Origin of the sequence: Bacillus sp. FJAT-42315 (genome assembly GCF_002797375.1) — a bacterium.
Classification (GTDB): domain Bacteria; phylum Bacillota; class Bacilli; order Bacillales; family Domibacillaceae; genus Bacillus_CE.
Genome location: NZ_KZ454941.1, coordinates 3,108,040 through 3,126,194, shown reverse-complemented (window position 1 = coordinate 3,126,194; position 18,155 = coordinate 3,108,040). Strand labels below are relative to the sequence as shown.

General features: G+C 39.3%; 22 protein-coding genes. 11 read left to right on the top strand and 11 right to left on the bottom strand.

All coding sequences use genetic code 11. The features are described 5' to 3' along the window. Positions 1-5 precede the first annotated feature (5 nt). Together CEF22_RS15340 and CEF22_RS15335 are read left to right on the top strand one after the other, a co-directional pair. Positions 6-1,658 (top strand): methyl-accepting chemotaxis protein, encoded by a 1,653-nt coding sequence (locus tag CEF22_RS15340; protein WP_100403549.1) that lies wholly within the window; start codon positions 6-8, stop codon positions 1,656-1,658. A gap of 268 nt (positions 1,659-1,926) precedes the next feature. Then, positions 1,927-3,339, top strand: coding sequence for a YfcC family protein (locus tag CEF22_RS15335; RefSeq protein WP_100404037.1), 1,413 nt, complete (start codon positions 1,927-1,929; stop codon positions 3,337-3,339). Positions 3,340-3,458: 119 nt separating this feature from the next. On the opposite strand, the gene CEF22_RS15330 is transcribed toward CEF22_RS15335, so the two are convergent. Then, positions 3,459-3,737, bottom strand: coding sequence for an amphi-Trp domain-containing protein (locus tag CEF22_RS15330; RefSeq protein ID WP_100403548.1), 279 nt, complete (start codon positions 3,735-3,737; stop codon positions 3,459-3,461). Between the two features lie 475 nt (positions 3,738-4,212). Here CEF22_RS15330 and CEF22_RS15325 point away from each other — a divergent pair, with 475 nt between their 5' ends. Then, positions 4,213-4,749, top strand: a complete 537-nt coding sequence (locus tag CEF22_RS15325) for a helix-turn-helix domain-containing protein (protein WP_100404036.1) — start codon at positions 4,213-4,215, stop codon at positions 4,747-4,749. A 12-nt stretch (positions 4,750-4,761) separates the two neighbouring features. Then, entirely contained in the window at positions 4,762-5,715 is a 954-nt protein-coding gene (locus CEF22_RS15320; RefSeq protein WP_100403547.1) for an alpha/beta hydrolase, read from the top strand. Between the two features lie 214 nt (positions 5,716-5,929). Here the strand turns inward: CEF22_RS15320 and CEF22_RS15315 are convergent, their stop codons facing one another. The 6 genes from CEF22_RS15315 to CEF22_RS15290 form a co-directional block, all read right to left on the bottom strand. After that, entirely contained in the window at positions 5,930-6,355 is a 426-nt protein-coding gene (locus CEF22_RS15315) for a DUF3221 domain-containing protein (protein WP_100403546.1), read from the bottom strand. Positions 6,356-6,562: 207 nt separating this feature from the next. After that, positions 6,563-7,669: an ABC transporter substrate-binding protein gene (locus tag CEF22_RS15310; RefSeq protein WP_198508077.1), complete on the bottom strand. Its 1,107-nt coding sequence runs from the start codon at positions 7,667-7,669 to the stop codon at positions 6,563-6,565. A gap of 21 nt (positions 7,670-7,690) precedes the next feature. Continuing rightward, complete coding sequence (locus tag CEF22_RS15305; RefSeq protein ID WP_157843250.1) at positions 7,691-8,401, bottom strand: class I SAM-dependent methyltransferase; 711 nt, start codon at positions 8,399-8,401, stop codon at positions 7,691-7,693. Then, the gene (locus CEF22_RS15300; protein ID WP_100403543.1) at positions 8,385-9,194 is read right to left on the bottom strand and encodes an ABC transporter ATP-binding protein; all 810 of its coding nucleotides are present in this window, start codon (positions 9,192-9,194) and stop codon (positions 8,385-8,387) included. Before CEF22_RS15300 ends, CEF22_RS15305 begins: the two co-directional genes overlap by 17 nt. Then, on the bottom strand, positions 9,191-10,204 hold the full coding sequence (locus CEF22_RS15295) for a FecCD family ABC transporter permease (RefSeq protein WP_100403542.1): 1,014 nt from the start codon (positions 10,202-10,204) through the stop codon (positions 9,191-9,193). The genes CEF22_RS15300 and CEF22_RS15295 overlap by 4 nt, the downstream gene beginning before the upstream one ends. A 158-nt stretch (positions 10,205-10,362) precedes the next feature. Then, positions 10,363-10,992, bottom strand: a complete 630-nt coding sequence (locus CEF22_RS15290; RefSeq protein WP_100403541.1) for a lysoplasmalogenase — start codon at positions 10,990-10,992, stop codon at positions 10,363-10,365. 156 nt (positions 10,993-11,148) lie between these two features. Here CEF22_RS15290 and CEF22_RS15285 point away from each other — a divergent pair, with 156 nt between their 5' ends. Next, on the top strand, positions 11,149-11,415 hold the full coding sequence (locus CEF22_RS15285; RefSeq protein ID WP_100403540.1) for a DUF3813 family protein: 267 nt from the start codon (positions 11,149-11,151) through the stop codon (positions 11,413-11,415). Positions 11,416-11,452: 37 nt separating this feature from the next. On the opposite strand, the gene CEF22_RS15280 is transcribed toward CEF22_RS15285, so the two are convergent. From CEF22_RS15280 to CEF22_RS15270, 3 genes are read right to left on the bottom strand one after another with little or no spacing between them, the layout of a single operon-like run. Beyond that, on the bottom strand, positions 11,453-11,749 hold the full coding sequence (locus CEF22_RS15280) for a TIGR04104 family putative zinc finger protein (RefSeq protein WP_100403539.1): 297 nt from the start codon (positions 11,747-11,749) through the stop codon (positions 11,453-11,455). 13 nt (positions 11,750-11,762) lie between these two features. Beyond that, a complete protein-coding gene (locus CEF22_RS15275) occupies positions 11,763-12,323 on the bottom strand; it encodes a histidine phosphatase family protein (RefSeq protein ID WP_100403538.1) in 561 nt (186 codons plus the stop codon). 5 nt (positions 12,324-12,328) lie between these two features. Next, positions 12,329-12,718, bottom strand: a complete 390-nt coding sequence (locus tag CEF22_RS15270) for a DUF4181 domain-containing protein (protein WP_100403537.1) — start codon at positions 12,716-12,718, stop codon at positions 12,329-12,331. 140 nt (positions 12,719-12,858) lie between these two features. On the opposite strand from CEF22_RS15270, the gene CEF22_RS15265 reads away from it, so the two are divergent. The 6 genes from CEF22_RS15265 to pdxR all read left to right on the top strand — a co-directional run bounded on the left by CEF22_RS15265 (position 12,859) and on the right by pdxR (position 17,453). Next, entirely contained in the window at positions 12,859-13,314 is a 456-nt protein-coding gene (locus CEF22_RS15265; RefSeq protein ID WP_232726213.1) for a DinB family protein, read from the top strand. A 171-nt stretch (positions 13,315-13,485) separates the two neighbouring features. Next, positions 13,486-14,934, top strand: a complete 1,449-nt coding sequence (locus tag CEF22_RS15260; protein WP_100403535.1) for a tryptophanase — start codon at positions 13,486-13,488, stop codon at positions 14,932-14,934. 83 nt (positions 14,935-15,017) lie between these two features. Next, positions 15,018-15,335, top strand: coding sequence for a magnetosome magnetite crystal formation protein family (locus tag CEF22_RS15255; protein ID WP_100403534.1), 318 nt, complete (start codon positions 15,018-15,020; stop codon positions 15,333-15,335). Between the two features lie 96 nt (positions 15,336-15,431). Further along, on the top strand, positions 15,432-15,632 hold the full coding sequence (locus CEF22_RS15250) for a cold-shock protein (RefSeq protein ID WP_094834552.1): 201 nt from the start codon (positions 15,432-15,434) through the stop codon (positions 15,630-15,632). Between the two features lie 171 nt (positions 15,633-15,803). Then, the gene (locus CEF22_RS15245; protein ID WP_095480863.1) at positions 15,804-15,992 is read left to right on the top strand and encodes a hypothetical protein; all 189 of its coding nucleotides are present in this window, start codon (positions 15,804-15,806) and stop codon (positions 15,990-15,992) included. 21 nt (positions 15,993-16,013) lie between these two features. After that, the gene (gene pdxR, locus CEF22_RS15240) at positions 16,014-17,453 is read left to right on the top strand and encodes a MocR-like pyridoxine biosynthesis transcription factor PdxR (RefSeq protein WP_100403533.1); all 1,440 of its coding nucleotides are present in this window, start codon (positions 16,014-16,016) and stop codon (positions 17,451-17,453) included. A gap of 65 nt (positions 17,454-17,518) precedes the next feature. On the opposite strand, the gene CEF22_RS15235 is transcribed toward pdxR, so the two are convergent. Then, positions 17,519-18,070 carry a cupin domain-containing protein gene (locus CEF22_RS15235; RefSeq protein ID WP_100403532.1) on the bottom strand — a complete coding sequence of 184 codons (552 nt, stop codon included), beginning with the start codon at positions 18,068-18,070 and terminating at the stop codon, positions 17,519-17,521. Between the last annotated feature and the right edge of the window lie 85 nt (positions 18,071-18,155).

The following is an 18,155-nucleotide window of genomic DNA, read 5'->3' as shown; positions in this document are numbered from 1 at the left end:
TTGTCATGACGCTCAAGAAGAAGTTAATATTAAACTCTTTAGTCGGATTAGTATTAGCGATTTTAATGATTGTGTTTATATTGGTCAATATGATTGCCATTCAATCGTCAAATAAAGATAATGTAGCAAGTTTAATAAACGTTCAAAAACTAGAGGCTAGCATGAACACAACGAAGCAGGCGGTTAATAATTTTTCCTTTACTGTCACAGATGCTCATAAGGTAGAAGCAGAACAAAATATAGAAGAAATCGATCAGCTACTGAAAGCATTGTCGAAGCAATTGAAGGATCAAGAAAGTGTTGAGTCTTTTAAAAAGGTGAATGAAAAATATAAAGCATGGAAAAGTGAAACGATTCCGTTTTTAAACGCGAAAAATCAAGTTGAAGTGAAGAAGCAATCGATTCGAATAGATGGCATTTTAAATGATGTATACTTATTAAATTTGTATGTGAACGAGGAGTATGATACAGTTCAACACAATTTGGAAAAGAAAATCTCATTTATTATTACATCGGCGATTATTGGAAGCATCACTCTCATCATCGTTTCGGTGATCATTAGTATTCAGATGATGAGATCAATCACTAAGCCATTGGCGAGCCTTGCTTCACATGCCAATGAAATTTCTCAAGGAAACTTAAACGTGGAGCCATTCCAGTATGCTATGAAGGATGAAGTGGGGACACTTAATGAATCTTTTTCAACGATGGTCAACCAGTTAAAAGGATTATTATTTTCTATTGAAACCGTTAGTAAGGAAGTAAAAGGATTTGCAAAAGAGATTGAATCGGACAATGAGGGGTTAATTCAAATGAGTAATCAAGTTGCGATTGCTACTGATGAGTTAGCAGCAGGCTCTCAATCCATTTCAGAAGATTTGCAACAGGCTGTGACGCTTATCGAACAGGTAGATCGTGAATCTTTAACGAATGTGGAGCGATCAAAGACAGCTGTTACATACGGACAAGAAGCAGTCGAGGCGATTCAATCTGGTCAACAGGTGATGGCTCTTCAGCAGGAATTAATCGAAAAAAATAAAGAAACAACACAGCAGGTTGAAAAAGCGACGAAGACGTTTGTTGATTACACATCAAAAATTGGAGACATGGCACAAACAGTTTCGAATATTGCGGACCAAACGAATTTGCTCGCTTTAAATGCGGCGATTGAAGCGGCGCGTGCTGGAGAAGCTGGGAAAGGCTTTGCTGTGGTTGCCGAAGAAGTACGCAAACTAGCAGAAGAATCGACAAGAGCGACGACTCAAATTTTTGAGATGGTAGCGCTTATTCAAACCGGAATCACTGAGGTCTCACAATCAGTCGTAAGTGGAGTACATATTGCCGATCAACAGCGTCAGTCAATGGAGAAAGTAAGTAACACATTTGATAATATCGAACAGAAAGTACAAGCAATTACGGTCGAATTAACGAGTTTGCTAACAGGTGTTCAACACGCAAAAATAAGCGGAGAGCAAGTGCTTCAAAATGTTGAAAGCATTAGCGCGGTAGTGGAACAAGCGGCAGCCGGAGGAGAAGAGATTTCCGCTTCAACAACGGAACAGATGGTATCCTTTGAGAAAATGAGTGAAAAGGTCACCAATTTACGCCATTTAGCCGATGACTTGAATCGAACGTTAGATACATTCAAGCTGAAATAAAGAAAGAATAGATGAGCCGTGGATGATTCCTCGGCTTTTTGTGCTTAATATTTGTAGATAAGTGTATATAACAACGATATTTACCAAAAGAATCTCTTGACGATTAAATGAATATTCAGTATTATTTTAAAAAATGATCAAGGTGTAATATAACAGTAATTATTTCGTCATTTAACGACTAATAAACGACGGGTTATTAAGAAGGGAGGGAAATAGAGTAACTAAACTTTAATTTAAACGAACAACCGGAGGGGTCTTATTGAAAACAATCACTAATGTAGAAAACAGTTTAAACGAAAGAACAAAGAAAATTCCACATACTTATTCCATTATTTTCTGTATTATGATCATAGCTGCAATAGCTACATATTTTGTTCCAGCAGGTCAGTTTGAACGTACAGAAGTAGATGGAAGAACGGTTGTTGTGAAAGATAGTTATCAAGTTGTTGAATCTAACCCTACTACTTTTTTTGAATTGTTCAAGGCTATACCCGAGGGGATGGCTAGTGGTGCAACGATCATTTTTTATATCTTTTTAGTTGGGGGAGCTTTTGGTATTATTCGTGCGACAGGGACGATTGAAGCAGGAATTTATAAAGCAGTACTTAAGTTGGAGAAACGTGACAAGTTACTTATTCCGATCACGATGATCCTATTTTCCATTGCTGGTGCAACTACGGGGATGGCAGAAGAAAGTATTATTTTTGTACCAATTGGTATCGCGATTGCACGTGCATTAGGCTATGATGCTGTGACAGGTACGGCGATGATTAGTTTGGGGGCTGCCAGTGGGTTCATTGGTGGAATGATGAATCCTTTTACAGTTGGGGTTGCTCAATCAATAGCTGAAGTACCGATGTTTAGTGGGATTGGCTTTCGTTTCGTCGTCTATTTATTTGTTATTTCTCTAGCAATCTGGTACGTGATGAGATATGCATCAAAAGTGAAAGCTGATCCATCATTTAGTGTTGTATATGATATTGAAATGAAAGAAATGAATAAACAGCAAAGTGCTCAACAAGCGGATCAGTTTACTAAGTTTACAAAAAGGCATGCACTCATATTATGTATTATCATTAGTGGCTTAGCCTTTAATATGTATGGTGTATTTAATTGGGATTGGTATTTAATAGAACTAACAGCTTCTTTCATTATTATTGGTTTTGCTTCTGGTATTGTTAGCGGAATCGGTATTAATAATATGTTTGATGCCTTTGTAGATGGAATGAAACTAGTTGCGTTTGGAGCACTTATTGTAGGATTTGCAAGAGCGATTTTAGTGATTTTAGAAAGTGGTTTCATTATCGATACAATTATTCAAGGGTTGACGTCTGTTATTAGCTCTCTTCCGAATACATTAAATGCTGTTGGAATGTATTTTGTACAAGTATTCGTTAACTTCTTTATTCCTTCAGGAAGTGGGCAAGCAGCGACAACTATGCCAATTATGACACCATTAGCCGATTTGTTAGGAATTTCAAGACAAGTAGCTGTTTTAGCTTTTCAATATGGGGATGGTATTACGAATTCAATTATCCCAACATCTGCCGCATTGATGGGCTACCTGGCAGTTGCAGGAATACCGTATGAGCGCTGGGTGAAATTTGTATGGAAGCTTATTGTTGGCTGGTTAATCATTGCGATTGTCGCTTTAATTGTCGCTGTACAAATTGGTGTATAATTAGAAAACTACTAGTTTGAATGATAGATAAAAAGAGTGCCAGAACTCATTCGATTTTTCGATGAGTTCTGGCACTTTTCTTATGATTGTCGTCGATAGATGAGTCCTGTTTCTTTTAGCTATCGTATAGATATTGTTTTCGTCGCTTTTTCTCCAACGTACCAATCGAATTCGATTTCGAAGGAGTGTTTGTCGCCTTTTGTCGTGTATTGGTACTCTACTTTTACTGTATTGTCGGGTTTAACTTCTATTTCTTCATTTCCTTGTAAAAAGACAAATTGCTGATCTTCCTTTAGCTTTTTTGCGATTGTTTCGAGCATGGATGCGAATTCATGAAGATTTTGAGGTTCTTTATGCTTAATAAGCACTTTGGTAACAGGTTTGTTTGCTTGTTTCATGTTTAAGCCCTCCTCGTATGATAATATACATCCTTTTACATTATTATATAAAATTATCTATTTTTCTTCCAGTGTTGAAGACAAGTAAAAAATAACTAAGCTGCCTTTTTCCAAAAAGGTAGGCGTTGAACAACGACAAAGCAACTGATGCCAATGACTAAGCCAGCGATGACATCAGTAAATGCCCAATCGTTGACTTTTTGTATTTAATATTGCTCCGAGAATCAGAAAAATGAAGAGGTAGATCCCCCATTTTGAACATAAAATCATGAATTGATCCAGCAAGTGATTTTTTCCTGCCCAATCATTAATTGTGTGAAATAGTTGTACGTCCATATTTTGTTCCTTTCTAATATAAAGCCTTTGGAAAATCAATATCATTATGGCAAAAAAAGTAGAGGAGAGCAACTGCTTATTGTTTATTATTATCAAAAGTGATAATATAATTATAAGTGATAATAAAGGTGGCGATACGGTGGATTATAAAACATTGAGCGGGCTATTAAATCCGATCAGAATGAGGATTTTACAGACGCTGTTGGGGCAGGAAACAGTGACGACACGGGTAATTGCCGAGCAGTTGCCAGATATTCCACAAGCGAGTTTATACAGACATATCAATAAGCTAGTGAAGGATGAAATTTTAGAAATTTGTGAGGAAAACAAAATAAGAGGAACGGTTGAAAAGGTGTATCGTTTGAAAACGAATCCGTTTCAACAAATTCAAGAAGCGGTAGAGCAAGGAGGCAAGGAAGAGCATTTTCAGTTGTTTTATACATTTGCGATGTCGCTTTTAACTGATTTTCATCATTATGTGAACACGGAAGATTATGATATGGAAAGAGATCGTGTCGGTTTTAGAAGCTATCCATTTTATTTAAGTGATGAAGAATGCGATGCGTTTTTGGAGGAGATGAAACAGGCACTGATCAAGGTTGCAAGGAATGAGCCAAATGGTCAAAGGACTTTGCGGAAATTTTCATTTACGATGATGCCTGGGAAAGACGAATAGGGGGGAAGTAGGATGAAAACGGTGGAGGTCATAGTTCAAGGGGAGTATTTATTAAGTGCGACGGTAACGATTCCAGAGAATGAGCATGAAAAGCATCCGGCGGTTGTGATCGTCAGTGGTACTGGTTCAGCTGATCGAGATGGAAATATGAAAGGTTTTCAAATGAACATCTATAAGGAACTAGCACAGTTTCTTTCAAGCCTTGGTTTTGTGACAATTCGCTATGATAAGCGGGGAGTGGCGAAGAGTAAAGGGGATGCTTACAAAACGGGGATGTTGGACTTAGTCAATGATGTGATCAGCCAAGTGGAGTTTTTGAAAACCTTGTCTTATGTCGATCTGGACCGCATTGTATTATTAGGACATAGTGAAGGCTGTATTTTAACAACGATTGCTCATTCGAAATCTCCGGTGTCGGGATTGATCTTGCTTGCAGGGGCGGGAACTTCGTTGAAAACAGCGATGCAGTATCAAAATATGGCGATCGTCGAAGAAGTGAAGACGATGAAGGGAGTCAAGGGACTTCTCCTCCGTAAACTCGTTTCGGAAAAGAAAGTGGCCGAGAAACAAAATAAATTTTTTGGTACGATTTTAGCTTCTAAGGAAGACGTCATCAAGCTTCAGTTTAAAAAGTTTCCCGCTAAGTGGCTGCGTGAGCATTTAAGCTATACAGATGAGATGATATTGAATCTTTTACAAGAAACGGATTGTCCAGTGTTGGCGATCACAGGCGAGAAAGATGTGCAAGCGAACGCCGCTGATTTACAGAAGGTGGAAGCGTTAGGGAAGGACAATATTCACTGCCATGTCGTCAAGGAGATGGATCATATGTTGCGCGAATATATAGGAGAAAAAAGCGTACTAAACGTGAAGAAGCAGTATAAAAATCAAATCGGTAAGCCAACGCATCCTCAGCTAGAAGAAGAGATTGAGAAATGGTGCCTGTCACTCCCCGTAGCCGATTGAAGGCACAAAATCAGTGTTTGAAGCGAGCGCCAACAAGGATATCCGTCTTTCATGGCAATATAGAGAGACAGATTTCTCCGCAACTGCGGGGCATCATGATGCTTTTTTGCGGAATCCTTAAAGGGGTAGCGTCGGGATTTTGACAATTCACAACGTTAAGAGAAAAAGCCTTGTACCATTAGTGTGTACTCTATTGAGAATAATTTCATTTTTATTATGACTCTTCTAAAATTTCTATATCAGTCGCTGTTCCTTGAAGTGGATCTGAATATTCAAAAGAAGAATAATGAGTTACTTTTACTTTTTGACCTGCCTTTAATTTAGAACTAATATTTTCATCAACTTTTTGCAGTTTAAATATGACAGGGTCAGAAGAATCACTATTTTGAATACTGGATTCTGCTTCTTTAATACTAGGATCTACTCGAAACTTTATAGTATCGGAAGAGATTTCTTCGATATATCCTATTGTTTTTTCTATTTCATCACTAGAAACAGATTCCTTCACATTCGCTAAGTTTTTTGTACTCTCTGACTCTTTTTTAGTATTGGATTGCTGATTAGGGGTTTCTTCAGAGCAGCCTAATAAAGAAAGCATTAATAGTAAGAATAATGTACTTATTATTAATTTTTTGTTCATAATGTTCCCCTCCATAAATTCATTTCCAAATATCACTAACTAACAATAACTATTTAAATACTATATCATTTTCCTTACCCTAAATCAAAACACTACCTGATTAAAACATCATCTAACATTTTGTAGAAATGGTGCCTGTCACTCCCCGATTTTTGTCGAATGAAATAAGCGAGTGAGTCACCGTTAGACTCACTCGCTTCCGCACGCTTATTTTCTTTTCAAAGTAGAGTTACTTAACAGTTCTTTCGCTTCTTCATCGGTTAAGTCGTAATGATAGAATAGTTGATAAAATTCTTTCGTTTCTTTGATCATATCGTATTTAAAAACATCAGGGTAAGCGAGGTTTCCGAGCCACTTCACGCCTAAAATTCGGTTGACGGAAGGAGGGAAGCTCATCCAGTTGTAAGGACCTTCTGGCACTTCATAGACATTGCCATTTTGAGTCGCTTGTAAGTCTTTCCATAGTGGATCTTTCGCTGCTACTTTGTCATAGACGCTACCAGGTGCGAATAAAAGCATGTCTGGATTCCATAGTAAAAGTTGCTCCAGTGACACCTCATTACCGCCGCCTTTACTTGCTGCTTTATCTAATACAGCTACGTTTTCAATGCCAGCGACATCAATGATTTCAGAATGGAATGAACCTTTACCGTTCGTGTTTAAACCAGCATCACCTAAGCCTTGATACAATGTCACTCGCTCGTCTTCTGGGATCGATGCTGCAAATTTTTTAGCATCTTCTATCGTCTGTTTGCTGTACTCAGCTAACTTTTTCGCGTGTTCTTTTTCGTCAAGTAAATCTCCTAACATTAAGTACGCATCTGCGGTTGTATCTAGCTTTGCTTCAACGAAAATAGTTGGGATGCCTGTTCTTTTTTGGATGTCATCCATATCCGTCGCGATGGAATCTTTCGGTTCACCGATGTCGATAATGACATCAGGTTTTGCGGCCATTAAAGCTTCTAAATTGAACGTATCTCCATAAAACATTCCAAAGCTCGGTAAATCCCAATATTTTTTATCCATATATTTCTTCGTTGTTTCATTCGGTTCTCTTGACCAGCCGACTAATTTATCAGGATTCAATGTGTATAATACCATTTGAGCAACCGGACCAGATGGAGCAACCGTTGAAATTTCAACTGGAACTTCTACTTGTCGGCCAGCAGAATCGGTAATTGTGCGTGTTGCTTTGTCTGTCTGCTTTGTTTGTTCTTTGTTTTCCTTCGGTGCCTCATTTGTATTACATCCAACTAAACCTGATGTAATGAGCATCATTGAAAATGATAAGGCGAGTATATTTTTTTTCATCATTGTGCCCCCTAAGTATGATATTTATTTGTCTGCAATGACGATGACAATTTTTTTGATATGAGGTAAGTAATAACGATAGCCGAATGGGTTCTTTTCCATTGGAACTAAGTGAGCTCGCAAATGATCTTCTAAGTTTTCTGGAAGATTATTCGGTGCATAGTGTTTCATAAATTGAATGGCCTCATCAAAAGAGTGAAATGGTTGCCCGAAATCAAGGTCTCTTTCAATGGAGTTTATCCGAATTCCTTTTGCTTTCAGTTCCTGTATTAACCGATCAGCATTTCCTTGTTTAGAGGGTCGGGAATTGTTCGGCCAAAAGTTTGTTTTACTTCCATTCGATAATACGAGAATGGCTCTTTTTGTGCTCATTTCTAGCAATTGAAGCATCGCATCATCGCTTTGTTTGAAAAAACTCATCACAGTGACATCCCATTGCGGTTTGGCAGGGAGGTCGGCAATATCGGAAGTGATGACTTCCATATTCGTAATCGATTGTCGTTCAATGTTTTCTTGTAAAAGTTGTAAAGCTTGTGCACTAATATCGATAGCTGTGACACTTTTCGCTTTTTTTGCTAGCTGCATGCTAATAAAGCCGAGACCGCAGGCGATGTCACAGACCGTGTCCGTTTCCTCGATAAACGGCTCGATTTCTTGATAAATTTCTTGGTCATATTTCGTATACTCAGCTGCTTGTTTGTACCAGTTGATACTGTCTTTAGTCCAGATAAACATGTCCATTCTCCTTTTGCTTTAGGCAAGGAACGATGAGACGTGACTTGCCGTCTTCTGTATCAATGTCAATCAGTTTTACGTTGACACCATAGACGTGCTGGAGTAATGACTCTGTCAACACTTCCTTTGGGTCTCCAAATTCAATCCTTTTTCCTTGGAACATTACAAGCGCCTTATTCCCATATAAAAAGGCGTGTTCAGGGTTATGCGTCGATAAAATAATCGTATAGCCTTGCTTCGCTAATTCTTTCACTTGCATCATCACGCGCATTTGATTTCCATAATCTAAATTGGCTGTCGGTTCATCCATGACGAGGATTTTTGCCTGCTGTACAATCGCTCTCGCTATTAATGCCAGTTGCCGCTCACCACCACTAATTTCCGCATAGCCACGATGACCTAAATGAGAGATACCTAACATGTCGAGCGCTTGCCACGCCTTTTCCTCATCTTCTGCTTTCGGATTACCCATTTGCCCAAGATGGACCGTGCCTCCCATCAACACCATGTTTAGCACAGTGAAATTAAATGTTGGATGATGTGACTGGGGAATATAGGCGATATTTTTCGCTAGCTCAACGGGTCGCATTTTCTTAACATTTTTTCCTGAGACGATGACCGTACCTTCGTAATGTTTAATTAATCCGAGCATACAGCGGAACAACGTACTTTTTCCGACTCCATTTGGTCCAAGCACACATAATAAATCTTGAGGTTGTGCCGTAAATGTAAGGTTATGTAGAATAGCGCGATCTTTATAGCCGAAAGAAAGCTGTTTTACTTCTAAAGTCATGAACGATTCCCCTCTCGCAAAATAAGATACAAAAAGAAAGGAGCGCCTACAAAAGCAGTTAAAATACCAAGTGGAATTTCCGACGTGGATAATAACCGAGAGAAGTTATCTACAATTAATAGAAAACTAGCACCAAGCAGCATAGAAGCGGGAATTAACACTCGATAATCCGTTCCGACCAACATGCGTGTGAAATGCGGGATAACAAGACCGACCCATCCGATCATACCGCTGACGGCTACGCTAGCAGTGGTCATAAGCGTGGCACAACAAATGACTAACAGACGAAGAACTTTCGTATTCACACCCATTGTTCGGGCTTCTTCCTCTCCCATCGTCATTACATTTAATTTCCAACGTAAAAGCATTAACGGAATCACTCCGAGTATGATCGGAATAGCACTAAATAACACATCTTGCTGGCGAATTGAAGACAGACTACCCATTAACCAATATGTAATCGCTGGCAATTGATCATTCGGATCTGCCACAAGCTTAATAAACGAAAGGCCAGCTGAAAATAACGAGCCAATCATAATGCCGGTTAATATTAAGCCAAGCGAGGGATTCATTTTGACTCTAGTGCTAAGTACCCAAACAATAGCCACAGTTAATAACCCAAATATAAAAGCAGAAATAGAGACGAAATAGTAACTAGCCCCTAAAAGGATCGCCAATGCAGCTCCAAATCCAGCCCCTGCAGATGCACCTAGTAAATCAGGAGATACCATTGGATTTTGAAACAATCCTTGATATGTCGCACCGGCGCAAGATAAAGCTGCACCAATGAGAACAGCCGCTAACACCCGCGGTAAACGAATTTGAAAAATAATCGTTTCAACTTCAGCTTCCCATGTTGTTTCTAGCGGAATCACTTGGGAAGCTAACACCTTTAGCAACTCTTCAGGCGTCACTGGGTAGCGACCAAGCGAAAACGAGACGATGAAACAAACAGTGAGAAAGATCGTTAAGCCAATAAGCTTTAGATGATGTTGTTTTTTAACAGTCATTCCTCTCCCTCTTCTAAAAAAATTCCAATGTCCACCTCATTTACAATAAAGAATCCAATTATAATAGTCAATAACTAATTATAACTAAATATAACTATTTATAATTAAATATAATAAAAAGCCAGTTAGTCTGAAGGCGACTAACTGGCTTTTGTTTGCTACATGATCACACTCAAGGCAATCAAATATTGGGCTAAATAGTATGTAATCATCACATAATAATGAGCGGTGCGAAATCGTTTATGGAATTGATCATAGGCAAGGATAGCATCAGAGATAAGAAAAGATAAAGATCCGATAATCGCCCATTGACTGCCCGTCGAATACGATTGAGTAAACATGAAACAAATGACGGCAATATACATCATGACACCGATTTGTAAGAGGAGATTGCCTTCTTTTTTCAAGCTAGGGTACAAAAAGCTGTAATAAAAAATGCCAAAGAGGCCAAGGGGGACGATGATGCGCCAGTCAACCGTAAAGTGACTTAAACCATTCGTGAACGCCACAATGTAACAAATATGGGCGATTAAGAAAGACGTTAACCCCTGCAAAAACTTATTGCTCGGCAGCATTAAAAAGATATCTCCACCGACAGAAAATAATAGTCCGATGATGATCCAAGTGATATAGAATGTAGGCTCGTTTAACCCGGTACTTGCTAACAAAATAATGAATACCATCGTCCCTGGCTTTAATACATATTTCCAAAAAGAAGATTCCGCTTTAACCGCAAAAAGATAAGCGATCCCCGAAATAAAAATGATGGCACTTAACCAATAAATCAATTTCTGTTCCTCCTGTAGAATATATCTATTTTACGTTAATTTACCAATATGGTGTTAGAAAGTCTATCGTTATTTGCTAAACGAAGGAAAAGAACACCTTTGCCGAATAAAAGATATCAATGGAAGCCATAGTAAGGGGAAAAGGAGGGGTGTTTCGTGGACGATCATACAAAAATGAGCTGGAAAAATGAAAATGTCATTTCGCAATTACGGAATTCAGTGGAACATGCGACCACGGCAGTGGGGCAAGCGCAATCGCATCCGACGGAGCAATTAATTCAACAAGCGAGAAACATGATTGAGCGAGCCGATAATGCACTCATGAATGCGGTTCAAAATAGTTCCCATCAAGAGCCAGTGCAACAGCTTCAACAGCAATTGAATCAAAATAAAGAGCGACTCTATCGCCTAATGGACATTTAAGCATATGAAAAAACCAGGCGCCTCAAGCGGTGCCTGGTTACCACAGTGGTTCTTCTTGATTGCTTAGTTCATAGCGAGTCGGCATGATAACTAATACAATCGGGAATGTGAGTAATTCAAGTATTATAATGGTGGAAGCGGATACCCCGATGGCCGATAAAAGGATCCACATAAGCGGAAGCAAAGCAATTAGGCTAACTTTTCTTCGTGATTTTGCAGTGATAAATTGGTGGTGCTGACAATGAGGGCAGAGCATATGATTTTTGAATGTAAACAGCTTTTTAAAGGTGTACGTCCAACTCCACTTTTGCTGACAATGTTGGCAAACAGGCATGTTGTTTTCCTCCTTAGTTAAAAAAATAAGTTGTGCAGTTCCAATATTTTCGACTTGTTTTTGTTTTGCTTCTCCATCCGGCTTTCTCTAGCTCTTGAGCGGTCAGACGATTAAAAAATCCATGCCCGACTAATAGGATAGTCTCATATTCAGTGGTATAACGAATTAATTGTGCACTGGCTTCTTTCGCTCTTTTTTTCGCTTGTAGCAAAGATTCGGTTTGTGAAGAATAGCCCAACAACCAACAGCCTCTTAATAGGATTGACCATAAAGCTGGAGGTGCTTTTATTTTAGTGAAAGAAAGACGAGGCATTCCTACTTCACGAAACAGAGGGCTCGACACAATGTTCGCTTGAGGGCTCAGTAGATGAGCGGAATGGATGGACCTTGTTAAATCGCTAGTGACGATTAATTTGGCATTAGTCATCTTTCTCTTCGTTTTTTCTGGAAAATTAGCTTCTATGAATACCCCAGCAGCATCATACTGTTTCACCCAGTCTCCGAATTGAGAGGCATTGATCCATGTGCGGTCTGTATGGGTGGAGCGACCGTGTCTTATTAAAGAAATCTCCATATTTTTTATCCTTTCTCGAGTATGAAAGTAGCCGGTAATAGCAGAAAGGTACAAAAGGCTAAAAAAAGGAGCGATAGTCGATAACGATTCGTTTCCCTTTCATATTTCCATTCGATGAAAGTACGGATCAAATGCAACACGATGAGAAAAATGAGAGGAGAATAAGCTAAAGTAGCTGATGGAATGCGTGATTCTTCTGGAAAATATAAAAACATCATGCCAAAAATATAAACTAGCAACAGAGAGATTTCGATCACTTTATGCTGTGTATTCACATAGTTGTAAAAGAACCCTTTCGTTTTAGGGATGTGATATTTTTTGACTAGTGATTTTTCGATATAACGTAAGACGATAACGGTTATGGTCAGAATAATTAAGAAAACAGTCCATGGCATAGAGATAACCTCCAAATAATTCCTATACTATTATTATCCTATAATTCCTCATTTTTTACAAATGAAGCCTTTCTTTTTGAGATCATCCATCAATGTCTTATAATGAGAGAGAAGTAGAATAGGAGGGGATTTGTTTGGCAATGTGGGAAAGAGCAAATTTTATTCGAACAGTGACGATTCAGGCGTTAGAGGCGATGGACGAAGCGAAATGGGATGTGCAGCCAGAAGGTTTTGCGAATACGGTGAAATGGAATGCGGGTCATATGTATGTGTCGATGGAATGGTTTCTAAAAGAAGCTGATCCGAGTTACGAATCAGATGTAGCAAAATATGCGCCGTTTTTCGCGCCAGGGACGAAGCCAGCTGATTGGTCAGAAAATCCAGCTTCTAAAGAGGAGATCATCGGCTTATTGAAAGGACAAATGGAGCGTGTTCAAGCACATTTCGCCAATCGCTTAGCAGATGAAGCTGCCAAAGAAGTAAAAATTGGGCCACTTGAGCTGACAAGCATTGACGATATTCTTAACTTTGCTTTGTTCCATGAAGGACTTCACCTTGGAACGATTCAATCTCAAATGAAATTGGTGCAAAGATAAAAGGTTGCCTGAGGGCAGCCTTTTTTATGTAGAAAAATTGTCACATTTTTGCCATTTTATCGTCGGTTTCCCCTTTTAAAAAATATTCAGATAAGATAGAATTATTAAATACTTACATATTCGCTTTAAAGTAGTAATGCGATACTAGGAAAAAGTAAGGGGAGAAAAGTGATGGGAAATGTGAAGTTTTATTCAGGGGAATCTGTCCCTTTAGAAATGCACAAGGTGAGGATTGTACAGAAGCTAAATTTGCCGCCAATTGAGCGTCGAGCAGAAGCGATGGCGGAAGCCGGGTACAATACCTTTTTGTTGAAAAACCGCGATATTTTTATGGATATGCTAACGGATAGCGGAGTAAATGCAATGAGTGATAAGCAGCAGGCGGCGATGCTAGAGGCAGATGATAGCTATGCTGGTTCGGAAACGTTTACGAAGCTTGAGAGCAAAATAGAAGAGGTTTTTGGCACGAAGTATTTTCTACCGACTCATCAAGGGAGAGCGTGTGAAAATATTATTTCGCAAGCGTTTGTAACAAAGGGATCGGTTGTTCCGATGAATTATCATTTTACGACGACGAAGGCTCATATTGTGTTAAATGGTGGCCGGGTCGAAGAGATTTTTTCCGATGAAGCATTGAAAATCAATAGTGATGAATTGTTTAAAGGCAATATGGATATCGCTAAATTGACAGATGTCATCGCCACGAATGGAGCAGAAAATATCGCGTTTGTCCGTATGGAGGCAGGGACGAACTTGATTGGTGGCCAGCCGTTTGCGCTTGAGAATTTGCGTGATGTTCGCCAGGTGTGTGATGAGCACGGCTTGATGCTGGTGTTAGATGCTAGTTTGTTAGCGGATAATCTTCACTTTATTAAAGCAAGGGAAGAAAGCTGTCAGGATTGGAGCATTCGCCAAATTACACGAGCTATGGCTGATCTGTCTGATATTATTTATTTCTCGGCTCGTAAGCTCGGTTGTGCACGTGGTGGGGGAATTTGCACGCGTCATGAAGATATTTATATGAAGCTACGTGAGTATATTACGTTGTATGAAGGATTTTTGACATATGGCGGGATGAGTGTTCGGGAAATGGAAGCAATCACGGTCGGTTTAGATGAGACAATGGATGAACATATGATTAATCAAGGCCCGCAGTTTATTTCCTATATGACAGAGGAGTTATTGAAAAAAGGCGTTCCAGTGGTCACACCAGCAGGCGGCTTAGGTTGTCATATTAATGCAATGGAATTTGTTGAGCATATTCCGCAACACGAATATCCAGCAGGTGCACTTGCTGCCGCTCTTTATATCGTCAGCGGTGTTCGCGGAATGGAAAGAGGGACGCTGTCTGAGCAACGAGATGAGGATGGCAACGAAACGTTATCTCATATGGAACTTGTTCGTTTAGCGATGCCTCGCCGCGTCTTTACGTTATCACAAGTGAAGTACGCTGCTGATCGCATCGCTTGGTTATATGAGAATCGTCACTTGATCGGCGGATTGACGTTTGTTGATGAGCCGAACGTATTGCGCTTTTTCTTCGGGAAGTTAACAACGACGACGGATTGGCCATCGAAGTTAATCGCTCAATTTAAACAAGATTTTGGGGACAGTTTGTAGGCAAAAAAGAAGTTTCTCTTGGCTAAATCCATAGCCAAATTTTTCTCTCTATGTCAAAATAAAAGGACTAGGAGGGGAAATTTATGAGAGCCAATCAAGTGTTATCATCATTATGTTATTTTAGTATCTTTTTTGCCCCGTTTTTATTTCCGATTATTGTCTATTTTGTTGCTGATGAAGAGGTAAAGCGTCATGCAAAAAGTGCTTTTTGGTCGCATGTGATTCCGTTTATTGTATTAGTAGTAGGAATAATACTTTCTGGTGTACTGGGGATTGGTGCACAAGGAGAAATGGCCGTGGGAATTGGAATTGTCGTGACGTATGGTATTTTTGCATTGATCGGATTGTATTTTTTTATTTGGAATATCGTTAAAGGAATTAAAGTACTGCTTGGAGATTAAATCGTGGTTTTTCGTATAAAACCATCAAATATGGACAATACTAAGCGAGCAAGTAAAATTGCAATTTCGTGAATGATATTAGGAGGCAACAAAGCAATGGAACGTGGGAAAGTAAAATGGTTTAACAGTGAAAAAGGCTTCGGTTTCATCGAGCGCGAAGGTGGCGAAGATGTATTTGTTCACTTCTCAGCGATTCAAGGAGAAGGATACAAGTCGTTGAACGAAGGGGAAGAAGTAACATTTGACATCGAAAATGGTCAACGTGGACCACAAGCTACAAATGTGAACAGAGCCTAAAACACAAAAAGCAGACTCCAATGGTGAGTCTGCTTTTTTATGTTATCACTTTAATAATTTAAAGTGATAACATAAAAAGTGGAGGGTCGAAAATTCAAGAAAGTGGATGGTCCGTTTTTTCTTAAATATTTTATTATAGAAAAAAGAGTATCTATAATAAAGGAGAAAGCGATGTATATTTCATTAATTGTAGTTGTGGCTGTCATGCTTGCAGGGGCTATTGGTACTATTGTTGTGGCTAGTAAAGGAGACGAGAATTACAGTAAGGCAACAAAGGGGAATTTAACTAGATTGTCATTAATTTATCTCGCTTTGACTGTCATCTTATCAATTGGTGTTGGGCTGTATATTTTTTTGTAATTGTTTGAAGGGGTGTCTTTAATGGAATGGAAGCCAAGTTCAGATCAAGGGAAGGCAATTTACCGACAAATTGCTGAGTTTATTGAGCATAAAATTTCAGTAGGGGAGTATCCAGCAGGAAGTAAATTGCCTTCTGAAAGAATGTTGGCAAAGGAGTTGAAGGTGAATCGTAGCACGGTTATTGCTGCTTATGAAGAGTTACGTTCATCAGGGATCATTACGAGAAAAGAAGGTAGTGGTACGCGAGTAAGTAGCGACATATGGGGGTTATCTCGCAAGCGTACCCCCAATTGGAACCGGTACGTGGAGTACGGTTCTTTTTTAGCGAATTCACCATTAACGCAACGTTTGCGAAAAGAAACACTGGAATCAGAAATAGTTAATTTCGCAACAGGTGAATTGTCTTCAGATTTATTTCCTACTTCTGATCTTCAGTCCATTTTATCTGAGAAATGGTTTGATGGGTATTTAGGTTATGACCATCCCCAAGGTAATTTGTCATTGCGAGAAACAATTGCTGCTCATGTGAAGAAGTATAAAAATATTGAAGCTAGTACGTCGTCCATTTTAATTACTTCTGGGGCTCAACAAGCACTGCATTTAATTGTTCAGTGCTTGTTGAAACCGGGGGATGCAGTGGCAATAGAGGATCCTTCCTATTGTTATTCCTTACCGTTGTTTCAGTCTGCGGGCTTGCGAACGTTTCTTTTGCCTATAGATCAACATGGAGTGAATCCGGATGATATTGTCTCCCTTTATCAGAAGCATCGTATTCGAATGGTGTTTTTAAACCCTGACTTTCAAAACCCTACTGGAACGACTCTTCATCTAGAACGGAGGAAAAAAATAATAGAGTTATCGTCTTTGTACGGCATTCCGATTATTGAAGATGATCCTTATAGTTTGACGTCTTTTTCAGGAGAGGTGAATCCGACATTAAAGTCATTAGATCCGAGTGGAAATGTTTTGTACATAAGTTCTTTAACAAAAATAGTGGCTTCTGGATTACGGATTGGCTGGGTGATTGGACCGGATACAGTTATTGAGAGATTGGCTGATGCGAAACAGCAAGTGGACTTTGGACATAGTGTTTTTCCTCAATGGGTGGCGAATCATTTTTTAACGTCAAGCAGCTTCTCGTCTCATATTGAATCTTTAAGAAATCGGCTTCAGTTAAAAAGGGATTTATTAGTTCAAGGGCTTGAGCGCTATTTAGATGAAGAAATAGACTTCCTAGTGCCAGATGGGGGAATTCACCTTTGGGGAAAATTAAATGTAGCCATAAATGAAAATAAATTATTAGAGGAAGCCGTTCGTCATGGAGTAGCCTTTGTGCCAGGACATTTAATGGGATCAGACAAAGGCTATATCCGTCTGACTTTCGGCCGTGCTGAGGTAAATGATATTCAAGAAGGTGTGACAAGATTAAAAGCAGCCATTCAGCACATACGGAAACACTAGACTAGGCTTTATGTGATGTTTTACATGAACGCATCGAGGGTTTATTCCTTCGATGCGTTTATTTGTTAAAAGATATCTTCTGCTTGTTTGTGCGTATCTGTTGTGACGGTCATGAGGATGATGGCTGGTGTATCGCCGATGTTTTTGACGAAGTGGGGGACGCTCGCATTCCAGCTGAAGGAGTCGCCTGCTTGTAAAGTGAAGGAATCTTCCCCTTGCTCGGCAAGAACAGTTCCTTTTAGAATGAGGTGAATTTCTTCGCCTTCATGAGCGTGGCCTTCACCGTTAGATCCTCCGGGTGGAAGTTCGACTTGCACCATCCGTAATCCACGGGTGAAATTAATATGCTCGACTAGTAGGTTTTCTTCTTTAAGTATCGTTTGATTTCTTTCCTCTTTTCGAATGACGCGCATATGCTGTTTTTTCTCCAGAAAAAAATAGGCTAAAGGAACGTCCAATACGCCAGCAATCGTTTGTAAGGTGCTAATTGAAGGGGACGTATGATTGTTTTCGATATTGCTAATAAATCCTTTAGAAAGACCAGTTGCTTCACACATTTGGGCAATCGTCATTTGCTTTTTTTTACGAACAGCCCGAATTTTTGATCCAATATCCATGTTACTCACTCCTAAAAGTTTCTTTTAAGAAAACTTATTTTTATTATAGCAAACAAATTGTTGACAGGCTATGGTTCGAATTGTT